The 17,711-nt window shown below is 66.3% G+C and carries 12 protein-coding genes and 2 pseudogenes; 12 read left to right on the top strand and 2 right to left on the bottom strand.

Translation table 11 applies throughout. The features are described from left to right. Positions 1-96 precede the first annotated feature (96 nt). The 7 genes and pseudogenes from DRB87_RS06690 to dxs all read left to right on the top strand — a co-directional run bounded on the left by DRB87_RS06690 (position 97) and on the right by dxs (position 8,650). Positions 97-909, top strand: a complete 813-nt coding sequence (locus DRB87_RS06690; protein ID WP_370363943.1) for a 2OG-Fe(II) oxygenase — start codon at positions 97-99, stop codon at positions 907-909. Beyond that, a complete protein-coding gene (locus tag DRB87_RS06685) occupies positions 910-1,932 on the top strand; it encodes a flippase-like domain-containing protein (protein ID WP_130025330.1) in 1,023 nt (340 codons plus the stop codon). A gap of 15 nt (positions 1,933-1,947) precedes the next feature. Continuing rightward, on the top strand, positions 1,948-2,712 hold the full coding sequence (locus DRB87_RS06680) for an NTP transferase domain-containing protein (RefSeq protein ID WP_130025329.1): 765 nt from the start codon (positions 1,948-1,950) through the stop codon (positions 2,710-2,712). Beyond that, positions 2,709-4,418, top strand: a complete 1,710-nt coding sequence (aepX, locus tag DRB87_RS06675) for a phosphoenolpyruvate mutase (protein WP_130025328.1) — start codon at positions 2,709-2,711, stop codon at positions 4,416-4,418. The genes DRB87_RS06680 and aepX overlap by 4 nt, the downstream gene beginning before the upstream one ends. Beyond that, complete coding sequence (aepY, locus tag DRB87_RS06670; protein WP_130025327.1) at positions 4,411-5,598, top strand: phosphonopyruvate decarboxylase; 1,188 nt, start codon at positions 4,411-4,413, stop codon at positions 5,596-5,598. The genes aepX and aepY overlap by 8 nt, the downstream gene beginning before the upstream one ends. A 40-nt stretch (positions 5,599-5,638) precedes the next feature. Further along, positions 5,639-6,712 carry a 2-aminoethylphosphonate aminotransferase gene (locus DRB87_RS06665; protein ID WP_130025326.1) on the top strand — a complete coding sequence of 358 codons (1,074 nt, stop codon included), beginning with the start codon at positions 5,639-5,641 and terminating at the stop codon, positions 6,710-6,712. Positions 6,713-6,734: 22 nt separating this feature from the next. Then, a pseudogene (gene dxs / locus DRB87_RS06660) lies at positions 6,735-8,650 on the top strand (1-deoxy-D-xylulose-5-phosphate synthase). A 99-nt stretch (positions 8,651-8,749) separates the two neighbouring features. On the opposite strand, the gene DRB87_RS06655 reads toward dxs, so the two are convergent. Next, positions 8,750-11,386 carry an MMPL family transporter gene (locus tag DRB87_RS06655; protein WP_130025325.1) on the bottom strand — a complete coding sequence of 879 codons (2,637 nt, stop codon included), beginning with the start codon at positions 11,384-11,386 and terminating at the stop codon, positions 8,750-8,752. 222 nt (positions 11,387-11,608) lie between these two features. Here DRB87_RS06655 and DRB87_RS06650 point away from each other — a divergent pair, with 222 nt between their 5' ends. The 5 genes and pseudogenes from DRB87_RS06650 (at position 11,609) to DRB87_RS06630 (ending at position 16,892) form a co-directional block, all read left to right on the top strand. Beyond that, the gene (locus DRB87_RS06650) at positions 11,609-12,256 is read left to right on the top strand and encodes a phospholipid-binding protein MlaC (protein WP_026132272.1); all 648 of its coding nucleotides are present in this window, start codon (positions 11,609-11,611) and stop codon (positions 12,254-12,256) included. A gap of 337 nt (positions 12,257-12,593) precedes the next feature. Continuing rightward, positions 12,594-13,553 (top strand): 4-hydroxy-3-methylbut-2-enyl diphosphate reductase, encoded by a 960-nt coding sequence (gene ispH, locus DRB87_RS06645; protein ID WP_017235476.1) that lies wholly within the window; start codon positions 12,594-12,596, stop codon positions 13,551-13,553. Positions 13,554-13,576: 23 nt separating this feature from the next. Beyond that, on the top strand, positions 13,577-14,698 hold the full coding sequence (hpnH, locus tag DRB87_RS06640) for an adenosyl-hopene transferase HpnH (RefSeq protein WP_130025324.1): 1,122 nt from the start codon (positions 13,577-13,579) through the stop codon (positions 14,696-14,698). Further along, the gene (gene hpnA / locus DRB87_RS06635) at positions 14,699-15,694 is read left to right on the top strand and encodes a hopanoid-associated sugar epimerase (protein WP_130025323.1); all 996 of its coding nucleotides are present in this window, start codon (positions 14,699-14,701) and stop codon (positions 15,692-15,694) included. It abuts the gene before it with no gap. Continuing rightward, positions 15,691-16,892: pseudogene (locus DRB87_RS06630) on the top strand (glycosyltransferase). The gene hpnA and the pseudogene DRB87_RS06630 overlap by 4 nt, the downstream one beginning before the upstream one ends. Positions 16,893-17,009: 117 nt before the next feature. Here the strand turns inward: DRB87_RS06630 and DRB87_RS06625 are convergent. Beyond that, a complete protein-coding gene (locus tag DRB87_RS06625; RefSeq protein ID WP_130025322.1) occupies positions 17,010-17,705 on the bottom strand; it encodes a phosphorylase in 696 nt (231 codons plus the stop codon). Positions 17,706-17,711 lie beyond the last annotated feature (6 nt).

Here is a 17,711-nt window from a genome sequence, read left to right as displayed (position 1 = left end):
GGCTTCCTGATCGCCGCTGCCATCGGCGCGCCGCTCTTCGCGCTGCTGGTCATCGTCGACTACGTGCGCGCAATGCGCCGCCCGCTGCCGGTGGAGATGAGCGATGCGCTCCAACGGTCGGCTGCCGCCCCGGCAGGCGCTGCGGAGCCGGCCGCGCCGCCAGCGCGCACGGCTTTCACGGCAGATGCCGACATCGAACGGGCGCTGGACGTCATCGACGTCGACGCGCTCACGCGCGAATTCAAATCGCAGGACGCCTTCGTCTATCTCGAGACGTTCCTGCCCGACGCCGTCATGCAACCGTTGATCGCTGCCGCCCGCGCGGTGACACCGAACGTGAACCGTAACTACCTGCCCGGTCACAAGCAGGGGGGCAGCGTGAGCCGCCACACGCTCGACGAGCACGCCCCGTTCGTGGTCGAGTTGTACCGCTCGCCGGCGCTGATGCGCTTCCTGGAGCGTCTGGCTGGCGAGAAGCTGCTGCCGTCGCCGCAGGACGACCCGCACGCCTATGCGCTTTACTACTACACGCGTCCTGGCGATCACATCGGCTGGCATTACGACACGTCCTACTACAAGGGCCGCCGCTACACGCTGTTGCTGGGTGTAGTGGATCAATCGAGCTGCCTGCTCGAATACCGTCTTCACACGCGCAACCCCGGCGTGCCGCAAGTCGATGGTGCCGTCGCGTATCCGCCCGGCGCGCTGGTGTTCTTCGACGGCGACAAACTGCATCACCGCATCACACCGCTCGGCGAGAACGAGGAGCGCATCTCGCTCACGTTCGAGTACGTGACCGACGCGCGCATGGGCGCGTGGCAGCGCTTCATCTCGAACATGAAAGACGCGGTCGCCTATTTTGGATTCCGGCAAGTGTTTCGTCAGCTATTGGGACGGACGAAACGCTAAATGAACCGGACTGCCATCGTCTCTCTCACCCTTGGCTTCGCCCTTTTCGTCGCCCTGTTGATCTGGCAGGGCACGGGATCGGTGATGTCCACGCTGGCCGTCGCCGGCTGGGGCCTCCTGCCTGTCGCCGCGTTTCACCTCGTGCCGTTGCTGCTCGACGCCGCCGCCATCCAGGTGCTGATCGCCAAATCGTGCTCGCTGCGCCGCGCCACGCTCACCCGCTGGGTGGGCGAGTCGGTCAACAGCCTGTTGCCCGCCGGACAGATCGGCGGGCCGATCGCGATGGTGCGCCAGATGAAGCAGCGCGGAATGGCCGGGCGCGAAGCCGCGGCGGCCATCACGGTCAGTACGACGCTGCAAGCCGTGGCGCAGATTGTGTTTGCGCTCCTGGGACTGGCCGTTTTCGGCATCAGCGCCACGCACCGCTCCGATGACAGCCTATGGCTGCCGATGCTGCTCGCCACCGCGCTTATCTCCGCTCTGCTCTATGCGTTTTACGCGGCGCAGCGGCGCGGCCTCTTCGGCTGGGCGTTTCGCCTGCTCTCGAAGCTGTCGTCCAAGCGCGACTGGTCGTCGCTGCTCGACCGGGCCGACGCCGTCGACGACATCGTGCAACGCATGTACGGCCAGCGCCGTGAGGTGCTCGCAAGCTTCTCGCTCAGTCTCGTGGGCTGGATCGTCGGCACCGGGGAGGTCTGGTTGATTCTGCAGTGCATCGGGTACCCGGTAAGCTGGGTCGACGCCCTGCTGCTCGAAAGCCTCGGGCAGGCCATTCGCGGCGCCGCGTTCTTCGTGCCGGGCTCACTCGGCGTGCAGGAAGGCGGGTACCTGCTGCTCGCCCCGCTCGTGGGTCTACCGGCCGACACCGGGCTGGCCCTCTCGCTGGCCAAGCGTACGCGCGAGCTGCTGCTCGGCGTGCCCGGCCTCGTCTATCTGCATTTCTCCGAACGCGGCTGGCGCCGCCAGCGGGCCGCGCAAGACAGCGCGTCGCTGCCTGCCGCCACCGATACCGCACCGCTTTAAAGAAGGATATCGACCATGCGGGCCATCATTCTCGCAGCAGGCATGGGCCTGCGTTTGCTCCAGCCGGAAGACAGGCAGTCGCCCAAGTGCCTGCTCGAGTTCGACGGTATGTCGTTGCTGGAGCGCCACTTGCGCATGCTGGCCGCGGCCGGCATCACCGACGTCGTGTTGGCGCTCGGCTTCCATCACGAGCAAGTGAGCGAGGCCATCGAGCGGCTGAACTGGACGCCGCGGCCGCAGATCCGTCTCAATTCCGAGTTTCATCTGGGCAGCGTGCTGACGCTGCACACCGCCGCCGACGCCATGACAGCGGGAGGGGACGTACTCGTCATGGATGCCGACGTGCTCTACGACCAACGTATCTTCAACGCCCTGGTCGCGGGCAAGACGGCAAACCGCCTGCTCATCGACCGCGACTTCGAGGTCGGCGACGAGCCGGTCAAGCTGTGCCTGCGCAACGGAGTGCCGGTCGAGTTGCGCAAGCAGGTCATGGTCGGTCTCGACTACGACACCGTCGGCGAATCGGTTGGCTTCTTCCGGTTCAACGAAGCGACGGCCACGCGCCTTGCGGAAATCACGCGCGATTATGTCGAATCGGGTCGTGCCAAGCTGCCGCACGAGGAAGCCGTGCGCGATTTGCTGCTCGAGCGCGGCGCGCAATTTGAAACAGCCGACGTCACCGGCTTCCCCTGGATCGAAATCGACTACCCTGAAGATGTGAAGCGCGCCGCCGACCAGGTGCTGCCACAACTCGAACCGCTCACGATGGTGTCCGAATGAACGCGCCCGACACATTCGCTCCTCCGCCGGTCGCGACCCGTGCGTCGCAACTGCGCGACATGCTGCGCAGCCCGCAGCTCGAATTCCTGATGGAAGCCCACAACGGCCTGTCCGCGCGCATCGTGCGCGAAGCCGGTTTCAAGGGCATCTGGGCGTCCGGACTCGCGATTTCGGCGCAGTTCGGCGTGCGCGACAACAACGAGGCGAGTTGGACGCAGGTGGTCGACAACCTCGAATTCATGGCCGACGCCAGCCAGTTGCCCATCCTGCTCGACGGCGACACCGGCTACGGCAACTTCAACAACATGCGCCGCCTCGTGCGCAAGCTCGAGCAACGCGGCGTGGCCGGCGTGTGCATCGAAGACAAGGTCTTTCCGAAGACCAACAGCTTCATCGGCGGCGAACGCCAGCCACTCGCCGATATCGACGAGTTCTGCGGCAAGATCAAGGCCGGCAAAGACTCGCAGGCCGACGACGACTTCTCCATCGTGGCGCGCGTTGAAGCGCTGATCGCCGGCTGGGGCATGGAAGAGGCGCTGCGCCGCGCCGAAGCCTATCGCCAGGCGGGGGCGGACGCCATCCTGATTCACAGCAAGCTGAGCCGTGCCGACGAGATCGTGCAGTTCGCCCGGGAGTGGGGCCGCCGCTGCCCGCTCGTGATCGTGCCGACCAAGTACTACAGCACGCCGACCGACGTGTTTCGCGAAGCGGGCATCAGCGTCGCCATCTGGGCGAATCACCTGATTCGCTCGGCCACGTCGGCCATGCAGGCCGTGGCGGCCGAGATCCACCGCAGCGAGACGCTCGTCAACGTCGAAGACCGCATCGCGACCGTCGACGAGATCTTCCGCCTGCAGGACACCGCCGAATACAGCGAAGCCGAGGACCGCTACCTGTCGGCCGCGAACGGGCCGCGCTCGGCGATCGTGCTGGCCGCGAGCCGTGGCAAGAACCTCGAGAGCGTGACGACCGACCGCCCGAAGGTGATGCTTCCCGTGGCGGGCAAGCCGTTGCTGCGTTGGCTCGTCGACGGCTTCAAGAAGCAGAACGTGAACGACATCACCGTCGTGGGCGGCTATCGCGCCGACGCGATCGACACGGCGGGCATCACGCTCGCGATCAACGAGCGTTACGCCGAGACCGGCGAACTTGCTTCGCTCGCGCGCGTGGCGAACGCCTTCGCGCACGACACGGTCGTGTCGTACGGCGACCTGCTGTTCCGCAGCTACATCGTGCGCGATCTGGTCGAGAGCGAGGCCGACTTCACGGTGGCGGTCGACTCAACGGCGACAACAACCGCGCAGGCGGCCAACGCCAGCGTGCGCGACTTCGCCTATTGTTCAGCCGGCGACGATCGCGGCCTGTTCGGCCAGCGCGTACTGCTGGAGACGATCAGCCCCGACGCTGCGCACGCCGGGCGTGCGCCCAATGGCCGCTGGATCGGCTTGCTGGGGGTGCGAGGCGATGACGCCCGCGCGCGGTTGCTGCGCGTCTTCGCGGCCCTGCAGGCCCGCGCGGACTTCGACCGGCTCGGCATGCCCGACCTGATCAACGCCCTCGCCGCCGACGGCGCCAGCATCGAAGTGCAATACGTGCACGGCCACTGGCGCGGGGTGAACGACATGGACGAATTCCGCCACGCGGCCGACTTCGCGCATGGCCAGACGCCGTTGGGCGGCGCCGCGACGGAGACCCCGCATGATTGAGGCCGGACAGTTCGTCGAAGCCGCACGCCAGCACGGCTTCACGTGGTACACCGGTGTGCCGTGCTCGTTCCTCACGCCGTTCATCAACTATGTGCTGCAGGATCCGACGCTGCACTACCTGTCGGCCGCCAACGAAGGCGACGCGGTCGCCATCGCCGCCGGGGCGACGCTCGGTGAAGGCCATGGCGCTCGCGCGGTCACGATGATGCAGAACTCGGGCCTGGGCAACGCCGTGAGCCCGCTGACCTCGCTCACGTGGACCTTCCGACTGCCGCAGTTGCTGATCGTGACGTGGCGCGGTCAGCCGGGCATTACCGATGAGCCGCAACACGCGCTCATGGGCCCGATCACGCCCGCGATGCTCGACCTGATGGAAGTCCCCTGGGAGTTGTTCCCGACCGAACCCGAGGCCATTGCGCCGGCGCTGGCGCGTGCCGTTCATCACATGGACGAGACCGGTCGCCCCTATGCGCTCGTGATGCAAAAGGGCAGCGTCGCACCCTTCCCGCTACAACCGGCCGAGCGCCCCGCGCGTCCGGCGCAACCCGCCCCGGTATCGCTCATGCGAGACGTCACGCCGGCCGAGTTGCCCACGCGTCGCGACGCCCTGGCGCGCATCATCGCCCGGACGCCGCTCGAAGGCACCGTCGTGCTCGCGTCGACCGGCTTTTGCGGACGCGAACTCTACGCGCTCGACGACCGCGCCAACCAGCTCTACATGGTCGGGTCGATGGGATGCGTAACGACATTGGCCCTGGGCCTCGCGTTGTCGCGTCCCGACCTGCGCGTGGTCGCGCTCGACGGCGACGGCGCCGCGCTGATGCGCATGGGCGCGTTCGCGACGTTGGGCGCTTACGGCCCGTCGAATCTCGTGCATCTGCTGCTCGACAACGCGTCGCACGACTCGACCGGCGCACAGGCCACGGTCTCGCCAACGGTCTCGTTCGCGGGCGTCGCGGCGGCCAGCGGCTACGCGCTCGCGCTCGAAGGCGACACGCTGGACGTCATCGAAGCCTTGTTCGACGCCCCCGCCGCCCGCCTGAACGACGGCCCGCGCTTCGCTTGTCTGAGCACGCGTCCGGGAACGCCTGACGGGCTGCCACGCCCGAAAGTCACGCCCGAAGCGGTCAAGTCGCGCTTGATGGACCACATTGCACAACGCGCGCAGACTTCTGCCTGAGCGTCCCCCCTTTCAAAAAAACTGCCGAGGAACCTTCGCCATGCTGTTACTGAATCCGGGCCCTGTTACGCTGACCGAGCGTGTCCGCAAGAGCTTGCTGCAACCCGATCTGTGCCACCGCGAGCCCGAATTCTTCGACCTGCAGGATGAGGCGCGCGCGCGTCTGGTCGCCGTGTATGGCCTCGATCCGGCCGTGTGGACGCCGGTGCTGATGACCGGCTCGGGCACCGCCGCCGTCGAGAGCATGACGGCAGGGCTCGTGCCGGAAGGTGGCCGCCTGCTGATCGTCGAGAACGGCGTGTATGGCGAGCGCATCTCTCAGATCGCCAAGCAATACCGCATCGATCACGACGTCATCCATTTCGAGTGGATGCAAGCGCCGGACCTGGCGCAGATCGTCGACAAGCTCGACACTGCGGGCGATCGTCCGTACACCCACGTGTCGATCATCCACCACGAGACGACGACGGGCCGCCTGAACGATCTGACCGGTCTCGCCGGTGCATGCCGTGAGCGCGGCATCGGCCTGCTGGTCGACGGCGTGAGCAGCTTTGCCGCCGAAGCCCTCGACTTCAACGATTCCGGTATCGTGGCCGTGGCCGCCACCGCGAACAAGTGCGTGCATGGCGTGCCGGGCGTGTCGTTCGTGATGGTGCGCAAGGACGCCCTCGCCAAGGCCGCGAGCCGCACGTATTACCTCGACATCGCGCGTCTGGCGAAGCTTCAGGCCGAGCGCAACACGCCGTTTACGCCGTCGGTGCATGCCTACTACGCGCTCGTGGAAGCGCTGCGCGAACTCGACGACGCCGGGGGGTGGCAAGCACGTCACGCCCATTACGGCGCGCTCGCCGAGCAGGTGCGCGCCGGTCTGGCCGCACTGGGCATCGACAGTGCACTGCCGCCGGGCGAGTCGTCCGTGGTGCTGCGGGCCTACAAGCTGCCCACCGGGGTCGACTATCCGCGCCTGCACGACTGGCTCAAGGCCGACGGCTTTGTGATCTACGCCGGCCAAGGCGGACTGTCGAAGGAATTGTTCCGCATCTCGACGATGGGCAACCTCACGGCCGCCGACATCGACCGCCTGCTGGCGTCCTTCGCCCGGCTGGTGAAGTGAGCGCGGGAACGAACCTTTGACCATGACCGAATTGCTCGCCAGCGTCTCCTCCCCTGCCGACCTGCGTGCGCTCTCGCGCGCCGACTTGCGCCGCGTGGCCGACGAATTGCGCGCCTGTGTGCTCGATAGCGTTTCGCGCACCGGCGGCCATCTGTCGTCGAACCTGGGCACGGTCGAACTGACGATCGCGCTGCACTATGTCTTCGACACGCCCAACGATCGCATCGTTTGGGATGTGGGACACCAGACCTATCCGCACAAAATCCTCACCGGGCGCCGTGGGGCGATGCCAACGCTGCGGCAATGGCACGGACTGTCGGGCTTTCCGAAGCGCGACGAATCGCCTTACGACACGTTCGGCACGGCGCATTCGAGCACGTCGATTTCGGCGGCACTCGGCATGGCACTGGCCAGCCGGGTCAAGGGCGAGAAGCGTCACGCCATTGCCGTGATCGGTGACGGCGCGATGACGGCGGGCGAAGCGTTCGAGGCCCTGAACAACGCGGGCGTCCACGACGACCTGCCCTTCCTCGTCGTGCTCAACGACAACGACATGTCGATCTCGCCCCGGTCGGCGCGCTCAATCAGTACCTCACGCGGCTGATGTCCGGGCAGTTCTACTCGGCGGGCAAGGAGAGCGTGCGCCAGTTGCTGCGCAACGCGCCCGCGCCGATGCGCGAGCTGGCCCACAAGCTCGAAGAGCACGCCAAGGCCCTCGTTTCCCCCACGGGCACGATGTTCGAGGAGTTCGGCTTCAATTACCTGGGCCCCATCGACGGCCACGATCTCGACGCGCTGATTCCCGCGCTCGAGAACATCAAGGCGCTCAGGGGGCCGCAGTTCCTGCACGTCGTCACGCGCAAGGGACGCGGCTACAAGCTCGCCGAGGCCGATCCGGTTCTCTATCACGGCCCCGGCAAGTTCAATCCGAGCGAAGGCATTCGGCCGGCCGCACCGGGCACTGTCTCGGCCAAGACCTATACGCAGATCTTTGGCGAATGGATGTGCGATGCGGCGGCCGCCGACCCGCGTGTCATCGGCATCACACCGGCCATGCGCGAAGGCTCCGGCCTCGTCGCGTTCGAGCAGCGCTTCCCCGAGCGCTACTATGACGTCGGCATCGCCGAGCAACATGCGGTGACCTTCGCAGGGGGATTGGCGACCGAAGGGCTCAAGCCCGTCGTGGCCATCTATTCGACGTTCCTGCAACGTGCCTACGATCAGTTGATCCACGATGTGGCCTTGCAGAACCTGCCGGTCGTCTTCGCGATCGATCGCGGCGGCCTGGTCGGCGCGGATGGCGCCACCCATGCGGGCGCGTATGACATCGCCTATCTGCGCTGCATCCCGAACATGGTGGTGATGGCCCCCGCGGACGAAAACGAATGCCGTCGGATGTTGCAGACGGCGCTCGGAATCGACGGCCCGAGTGCCGTGCGTTATCCGCGTGGCACCGGTCCCGGCGTAACGATCGAATCGGGGTTGTCGACGCTGCCCGTGGGCCGGGCCCAGATACGGCGTCGAAGCGCCGCCCCGGCAGGCCGTCGCGTGGCGATGCTGGCGTTCGGCTCGATGGTCGCACCGGCGGAACAGGTGGCCCACGAGTTCGACGCGAGTGTCGTCAACATGCGCTTCGTCAAGCCGCTCGACGACGCGACGCTGCTTGACATGGCGCGCACGCACGACCTCGTCGTCACGCTCGAAGAGGGCGCGGTGATGGGCGGTGCGGGCACGGCCTGTGTCGAGGCGCTCAATGCCAATGGCGTGCAAGTCCCACTGCTGCAATTGGGCTTGCCGGACACCTACATCGATCAGGGCACGCCCGCGCAGCAACTCGCGTCGGTCGGGCTCGACGCCCCGGGCATCGCGGCATCGATTCGCCGGGCGCTGGCCGAGCGTCTCGGCGGCAAGGTCGAGGCGGTGCCGTCGGCGACCTGAGTGCGGCGGTTTATCCCGCTCGGTTCAGCGCATCCGATTTAGCGCATCCAAAACGACAAACGGCACCTTTCGGTGCCGTTTTTCCTTGCGTCGCTGCCGTCAGGTTGTTGGCGGCGGCGCCGGCTTCTTGCGCGGCTTGCCCATGAGCACCGGCTGGAAGAACACGGCGCCGATCAGCGTGCAGACGAGCGAGAGCGCCAGCAGCTTGCCCATGCTCGACGTGCCCGGGTGATGCGACAGCCACAGGCTGCCGAAGGCGATGCCCGTGGTCGCGGCCGACAGCACGATCGCCTGCGTCAGACCCGATGCGAGCAGCCGCGTCTGCCCGTGACGCCATGCGATCACATAGTAGATCTTGAACGCCACGCCCACGCCCAGCAGCAATGGCAGTGCGATGATGTTCGCAAAGTTCAGCGGCAGGCCAATCAGCACGCTGAGTTCGAGCGTGACGCCCGCCGAGACCAGCAGCGGCACCAGCGTGCGCAGCACGTCGCCAAAGTTGCGCAGCGCCAACCATAGCAGCAAGGTGATCGAAAGCAACGCCAGCGCCCCCGCCTCGATGAACGCGCGAATGATCGTGTCGGCCGAGCGCAGGATCGAGATCGGTCCCCCTACGGCGTCCGGCGTGGTCGCCAGCACGGCGGCACTGAACTTGCGCAGCATGGCGTCGTCACTCGGATCCGCGCCCTTCGCCACGCGCGGCGAGATGTTCACGAGTGCGCGCCCATCGGCCGCCACCCATTGCGAGGTGATGTCCTCGGGCAGCGACTCACGCGTCACGGCATGCGGCTGCAGGGCATCGCGCAACTGACCGAGCGCGAGTTTCAAGGGCTCGGCGATTGCCCGATCCGCGCGATCGCGTGTCGCGGCGTCGGCCGCGGCGAGCTTGCGCAACGCAGCGGCCAGGCGCTGCGCCGGCTTTGCGCCGTCGCCCGGATGATCGAGCGCGGCGTCCTCCAACTGACCGGCGGCCGTCTTGAGCGCCGACACGCGCGCCGCATCGGCTACCGGTGCCAGCGGCGTTTGCGAAAGCACCGGCAGCAACGATTCGGCCGCCGTGCCGATCAACGCAAGCTTGGCGGGCTGCTCTGCCGGCAGGAATGTCGTGAGCGTGACCACGCGGCCGACTTCAGGCACGGCGCGCAGCTTCGCGGCGTCGGCGTCGGCGGCGGCGAGCGTCGGGGCGAGCAGTTGCACGTCGTTGACCCCGGCCTCCGGCGAATTGGCCAGATCCCTCAGCGTCGCCATCGACTCGGTGTTCGGATCCTTCAGATGCAACGGGTTGAAGTCGAAGTGCAAATGGGCGAGCAGCGGCAGGCCCGCGACCACGAGGGCGAGCGTGCCGTACAGCAACGGCTTGCGGTGCTTCTCGGTGAATTCGTCGACCGGACCGAGGCTGCGAAAGCCCGGCGGACTCGGTTCGCCCTTCGGCTTGAACACACTGATGAGCGCCGGCAACAAGGTGATGGCCGACGGGAATGCCACGCACAGGATGCCCACGCCTGCGATCAATCCGAGTTCGGACACGCCGCGATAATCGGTCGGCAGAAACGAGAAGAAACTCGCGGCCGTGGCGGCGGCGGCCAGCGACAGCGGCATCGCAATTGCCCGGCCCGCACTCGTGAGCGCGCCGTGGAGTGCTTCGTCGCCCGACGCTCCCGGCCGATGGTCCAGGCGATGGCGCTCCTCGCGATAGCGCACGCCGAACTGAATACCGAAGTCCACCCCAATGCCAACGAACAGAACCGCGAACGCGACCGAAATCATGTTGAGCGCGCCGACCATCATCAATCCGAGCGCAAACGTGACGGCCAGCCCGGCCAGCAGCGTGATGAACACCGCAATAATCATCTTGCCCGAGCGCACCGCCAGCCACAGTACGACCAGCACGGCGAGCAGCGTGACGACCGCGTTCGGACCAGCGTCCTGACGCACGGAGGCGAACTCCTCGTCGGACAGCGGGCGCGGGCCCGTCAAACGCACCGTCGCGCCATAGCGCTCACCCAGCTTCAGGTCGGCCACCGCCGCGCGAATGCGCGTCGCGGCATTCGCCCCGGCTTCGAGGGCCGCGTAGTCCACCTTCGGCTGCACCTGGACGTAGCTGCGGGCCACGGTGTCGGGCGCGACGAGCGCTCGCCACGACATGGCCGCCGGACGCCCGGCAAGCACCGCCTCGGTCGTCTCGGCCGCATCCCCGAGCAGGTTGGCCATTTCCGGCAGCTTGACTTGTCCGCTGAGGAGCGGCGTTTGCAGCGTGACCGACAGCAGGTTCGACAAACCGGTCAGGCTAGGGTCCTGCGCCAGACGGTTGAGCAGGGGCTTGGCGTCATCGAGCTTGCCCGTGAGCGACTTCACGTCGTCGAGCGGCGCGAAGAGCAGCGCGTTGTGCGCAAAGAACGCCCCCGAGCCGGGACGGCTCACCGCCCGGAACACGTCGGTCTCGGTCACCAGCTTCGCGGCCAGCTCGGCGGCGGCCCGGTCGGCGAACTCGGCCGCCGGGGCCTGCACTACGGCCAAGGTGAGGTCTGTCTTCTGCGGGAAAGCGCGATCGATGGCACGACCGCGCTCGGCGGCGGGTGTATTCAGATCGATCAGGCCCGAGATATCGGTGTTGATCGCGAAGTGCTTGGCGACGTACACGCAACTCGCCATCACGAGCAGTAGCGAAGCGAAAATGACCAGATACGCGTGCTTCGCCGAAAAACGGACGATGCGCACGACGAGCGACGTCAGCATGTAGCGGTTCCGGAAGAGAATCGAGGTCCCCCGCCCCGGCCGCCGCGCTCTAAAAGGCCACGAAACGCAATGTATCAAGCGATACCGGGGAACCAATCGCAGACGAAGTCCGTCGATCAGCTCATGGAAGACAAGGAAACGGTGAATTGACGAAATCGCAGCAGTATACAAGGCCGCGTGAACTACACTACGGCCAACCCGATTGAAATCCACGAAGACGGTATGAACAAATTTCTGGTGACGGCACTCTCGGCCGTCGCATTCAGCGGCATCGGCCTCGCCTCTGGCGCCTGGGCACAGGCAAGCAGCAACAATCCGAACGACATGGTGAAGACGGCGGTCGAGACCGTCGTCAAGGCGGCCAAAGCCGACGCGGCAGCCCGCGACGGCGATGTCGCCGCCACCGCCCGTGTCGTGGCCCGCGACTTCCTGCCCTATACCGATTTCCATCGGACCACGCGTTACGCCGTTGGCTCGAAGGCGTTCGATGCGGCCACCCCGGCGCAGCAGCAGCAGATCTTCGAGCAGTTCCAGCAATTGCTCGTGAACACCTTCGCACTGCAACTCTCGCAGGTGCGCGGTAGCCAGATCGCGTTCAAGTTCACGCCGGCCAAACTCACGGCGAACAGCAGCGACGTGGTGGTGGGCGCCTCGGTCAGCGGCAACGGCGACAATCTGTCGGTGGCCTATCGTCTGGCCAAAACGGACAAGGGGTGGAAGATCTACGACATCAACATGATGGGCGAGAACGTGGCCAACGCATGGCTCATCCAGTTGTATCAACCGCAATTCAAGGCGCGCATCGCCCAGGGCGGTATCGACGGCCTGATCACCTACCTGCGCGACAAGAACGCGCGTTTCGGCAAGTAAATCAACTGCGTGACGACGCCTGACGTGTCCGGTACCGCCGGGCCGCGGGCGTCCGTGGCGACTTGGCGGCACCTTCGACGCAAATCAGATCCAGATAAGCGCCGATTCGTCAACATTTACGAAATATGCGCTGGCGTCTCTCTACTCGGGAGTGCTCAGCAGCATTTGGCGGCGGCGGTTACAATCGTCGCTTGTCAAACGACCGGACGGCGGTCCCCCCAAGGGTGCGCGCGAATTGCCATTGGCACTGGCGCCGCGGGCGCCATGAGGCCATGGCGATCAGGCCATGCACCTCGATGGGAACCGTCATCCCGGCCGACCTGAGCCGGAGAGCTGAATGCAAGTCTTCCTTGCCCAACCCCGCGGTTTTTGTGCGGGTGTCATACGTGCCATCGAGATCGTGGAACGCGCCCTGGAAAAGTACGGCGCCCCGGTCTACGTGCGCCATGAGATCGTTCACAACAAGCATGTGGTCGATTCGCTCAAGGCCAAGGGCGCGCGCTTCATCGACGAGCTGTCCGAAGCCCCCGCGGGCGCGGTCACTATTTTCAGTGCCCATGGCGTGGCGCGCGTCGTTGAACAGGAAGCACAGACGCGCGGCCTGCGAGTGCTCAATGCCACCTGCCCGCTCGTGACCAAGGTGCACCTGCAAGGCAAGAACTACGTGTCCGCCGGGCGTGACGTCATTCTGATCGGCCACGCCGGGCACCCGGAAGTCGAGGGCACGATGGGCCAGATCGACGGCCCCGTGCATCTCGTGCAGACCGAGCGCGATGTCGACGCGCTGCCGCTGGCCGTCGACACGCCGGTCTCGTATGTGACGCAGACCACACTGTCGGTCGACGAGACTCGGGGTATCATTGCGGCGCTGCAAGGTCGCTTTACCGATATCGTCGGTCCGGACACCAAGGACATCTGTTACGCCACGCAAAACCGCCAGACCGCCGTGCGCGAGCTGTGCGAGCGTGTGGACGTGCTGCTCGTGGTGGGTGCGACGAACAGCTCGAATTCGAACCGCCTGCGCGAAATCGGCGCCGAAATGGGGCTGCCGAGCTATCTCGTGGCCGACGGCACCGAGGTCGATCCGGCATGGGTGCGCGGCCAGGCCCGCATCGGCATCACCGCTGGGGCGTCCGCGCCCGAACGCATGGTCGAAGACGTGATCGACGCGCTGCGCCGCATCGACACCGTCGAAGTGACTCTCATGGACGGCATCGAGGAAACCATCCAGTTTCGCCTGCCGTCGGAACTGACCAAAGACGAGCCGGTCGCCGCGCATCACGCGCTGGCCGGCTAACGCAATACGAACAGGAGCCGAACGTGGCCATCCCCTTCCTGCAACAGGCGTATGTTGGCGCCTATCTGATGAAACAACGCTTCAAGGGCAACAAGCGCTACCCGCTGGTGCTGATGCTCGAACCGTTGTTCCGCTGCAATCTCGCCTGCTCGGGCTGTGGCAAGATCGACTATCCGGACCCCATTCTGAACCAGCGCGTCTCGCTCAAGGACTCGCTCGATGCCGTGGACGAATGCGGCGCGCCGGTGGTCTCGATTGCCGGTGGCGAACCGCTGCTGCACAAGGAAATGCCGGAGATCGTCAAGGGCATCATCGCGCGCAAGAAGTTCGTCTATCTGTGCACGAACGCGCTGCTGCTCGAGAAGAAGATCGACGACTATCAGCCGAGCCCGTTCTTCGTTTGGTCGATTCACCTCGACGGCGACCGTGAAATGCACGACGCCGCGGTGTCGCAGGATGGCGTGTACGAACGCGCCGTGGCCGCCATCAAGCTGGCCAAGTCACGTGGCTTCCGCGTGAACATCAACTGCACGCTGTTCAACAACGCCGACCCGGAAAAGGTTGCCAAGTTCTTCGATTCCACGAAGGAAATGGGCCTTGACGGCATTACCGTGTCGCCGGGCTATGCCTACGAGCGCGCCCCGGACCAGCAGCACTTCCTGAACCGCTCGAAGACCAAGCAACTGTTCCGCGACATTCTCAAGCGCGGCAACGGCGGCAAGAACTGGACATTCAGCCAGTCGAGCCTGTTCCTCGATTTCCTCGCCGGCAACCGTTCGTACCATTGCACGCCGTGGGGCAACCCGACGCGCACCGTGTTCGGCTGGCAGCGTCCGTGCTACCTGCTTGGCGAAGGCTATGCCAAGACGTACACGGAACTGATGGACACCACCGACTGGGACAAGTACGGCGTGGGCAACTACGAGAAGTGCGCCGACTGCATGGTGCACAGCGGTTTCGAAGCCACGGCCGTGAACGAGACGCTCTCGCATCCGTTGCGCGCGCTGGGCGTGGCGCTCAAGGGGGTCCGCACGGACGGCGCGATGGCCGACGACGTTTCGTTCGCCAAGCAGCGTCCGGCCGAGTTCGTGTTCTCGAAGCACGTCGAGATCAAGCTCGACGAGTTGCGCCGGGCCAAGGCCTAAATGCCGTCGCGTGTCCTGGTCACCGGCGCCTCCGGGTTCGTCGGGTCCGCGGTAGCACGCGCGGCGCTGACGCGCGGTCACGAGGTTCGCCTGCTGGTGCGCGGCACCAGTCCGCGCGCGAACCTCGCCGATCTTCCTGTCGAGGTCGTGGAAGGCGATATGCGCGACGCGGCGTCGATGCAGCGCGCGCTCGCCGGCGTGGATGCCCTGCTCCACGTGGCCGCCGACTATCGTCTCTGGGCGAAAGACCCCAACGACATCATGCGGGCCAATATCGACGGCACGCGCACGGTGATGGAAGCCGCGCTGCGCGCGGGCGTCGGGCGCGTGGTCTACACCAGCAGCGTTGCCACGCTGCGCGTGCACGACGCCGTCGGCCCCGTCGACGAAACCTCCCCGAACGACGAAGCGACGACCATCGGCGTGTACAAGCGCAGCAAGGTCGCCGCCGAGCGTCTGGTCGAGCGGATGATCGCCCACGACGGCTTGCCCGCCGTGATCGTCAATCCGTCTACGCCCATCGGACCGCGCGACATCAAGCCCACGCCGACGGGACGCATCATCGTCGAGGCCGCGCAGGGCAAGATCCCCGCGTTCGTTGATACCGGTCTTAACCTCGTGCACGTCGACGACTGCGCCGAAGGCCATCTGCTCGCCCTGGAGCACGGCCGCATCGGTGAGCGCTACATTCTTGGCGGCGACGACGTGCCGCTGCGTGACATGCTCGCGGGCATCGCCGACATGGTGGGGCGCCGCGCTCCGAAGATCGCGCTGCCGCGCTGGCCGCTCTATCCGCTCGCGATGGCGGCGCAAGGCGTTGCGCGCTTCACCGGCAAGGAGCCGTTCGTCACGGTCGACGGCTTGAAGATGTCGCGGTATCAGATGTACTTCTCATCGGAGAAGGCGAAACGCGACCTCGGCTACACTGCTCGTCCCTACGCTGCGGGCCTGCAGGACGCGCTCGCCTGGTTTGGCTCCGCCGGATATCTGACATGACCGTTCTGGCCTGGATCGCCGCGCTTTCGCTGGGCATCTGGATCTACCTGCTCAGCTCGCAAGGCGGCTTCTGGCGTGCGCGCGAGCGAGACGATCTGGATGAAGACCGTCTGCCTGTGCCCGAAGTCTGGCCGTCGGTGGCGGTGGTCATTCCCGCGCGCAACGAGGCGGAATCGATCGCACAGGTCGTGGCATCGTTGTGCCGCCAGGACTATGCCGGGCGGCTGCGCATCGTGGTCGTCGACGACCAGAGCAGCGACGGCACGGCCGATCTCGCGCGCGAAGCCGCCGCGCGGGCGGCGGCCGACGGCTTCACGCGCCGCGTGGATGTGCTCAGCGGCCAGCCCCTGCCCGGCGGCTGGACCGGCAAGCTGTGGGCCGTGAGTCAAGGGGTCGCGTTCGCGAGCGATCCGGGCACGAACGACGATGGCATCCCCCCGACTACCTCCTGCACACCGACGCCGACATTGCCCATCTACCCGAGAACGTACGCCGACTGGTCACGCGGGCGGTCGGCGATGGCCGCGTGCTCGTCTCGCTGATGGCGAAGCTGCGCTGCACCGCCTGGTTCGAGCGCACACTGATTCCAGCGTTCGTGCTGTTCTTCCAGATGCTTTACCCGTTCGCGTGGGTCAACGATCCGAAGAAACGCATGGCTGCGGCCGCGGGCGGATGCATGTTGATCCATGGCGCTTCGCTCGAAGCCGGCGGCGGCATCGAAGCCATTCGCGACGAGATCATCGACGACTGCGCGATGGGACGCCTGCTCAAGCGGCAAGGCGCGATCTGGCTGGGGTTGACCGAGCGCGCCCTGAGCGTGCGTCCGTACGACAACCTCGGAGAGATTCGCAAGATGGTGTCGCGCACGGCCTACGCGCAGTTGCAGTATTCACCGGTGTTGCTTGCGGGGACCCTCGTCTCGCTACTGCTCACGTTCATCGTGCCGCCGGTCATGACGATCTTTGCCACGGGCATCGCCCAATGGCTCGGCCTCTTCGCGTGGATGGCGATGACGCTGGCCTACGTGCCGATGTTGCGCTTCTATCGGCAGCCGTCGAGCTTCGGCCCGCTGCTGCCGCTCGTCGCTGCGCTCTATACCGTCTTCACGTTCGACTCGGCGCTGCAGCACTGGCGCGGTCGCGGTGGCATGTGGAAGGGGCGCGCTCAAGCACGCGGCCAGCAATCGTCGGACGCTTGAATCGGCACACCGACCGACGTGTGCCCGAAAACAAAAATGCCAGCCCGTCGACAACGACGCGCTGGCATTTTTGTTGAGGGTGATCGTGGTGACGGATGGCGGGGAAAGACGCCGTGATCAGAGGCCGGCAGCCACCGCACCGAATCCGTCGCCCAGTTCGCGCGCGACGACCTCGCGTCCATGGCGCATGGCCTGATTGGCGCGGCTCGCGTCTTTCCCGACACGCAGCAGCGCGGGCAATTGAAGCGGATTGAGGGCGAGCGAGCGCAGCACGCCGAGGATATCGGTGGAGCCGTCGCTGCGAAGTCCGGCGAGCGCCGCTGGGGGGAGCGAGCGCTCCGCCGGGTCGATCACCACGCGGGCGGCGACGAACGGTAGTCCGTGCGCCTGTGCCACGCGTGCGACGATGTGCGACTCCATGTCGGCCGCCGCCGCCCCGCTCTCGCGCCACAGGGCGGCCTTGTCGTCGGCCCTGACGACAGGGGCCGTCACCCCGGCCAGATCGGCGTGCAAGGCGTCGGGCATGGCACGACGCAGCGCATCGGCCCAGCGCACGCACGACACATACGCGTGCGCCTGCTGCGGCATATCCAATACCCTATGCGCAATCACCCACCGACCGGGCGCCACGCCGGGCCTCAAACCGCCCGCCGTGCCGAAGCTCACCAGCCCGCGCGTGCCGTCGCGTGCCATCGCGGCCTCCAGGTCTGACGCGAGCGTATTGTTTTGCGCGCAGACCACGACCACCCCGTCGCCGCGCGCGATGCGGGCTTCGAAGGGCATACCGGTCACCACGATGATGGGCGGGGTCATGGCGTG

The organism is Pandoraea sp. XY-2 (assembly GCF_004193915.1).
Lineage (GTDB): Bacteria > Pseudomonadota > Gammaproteobacteria > Burkholderiales > Burkholderiaceae > Pandoraea > Pandoraea cepalis.
The sequence above is the reverse complement of the archived record's forward strand: the minus strand, read 5'-3'. Positions and strand labels throughout refer to the sequence as shown.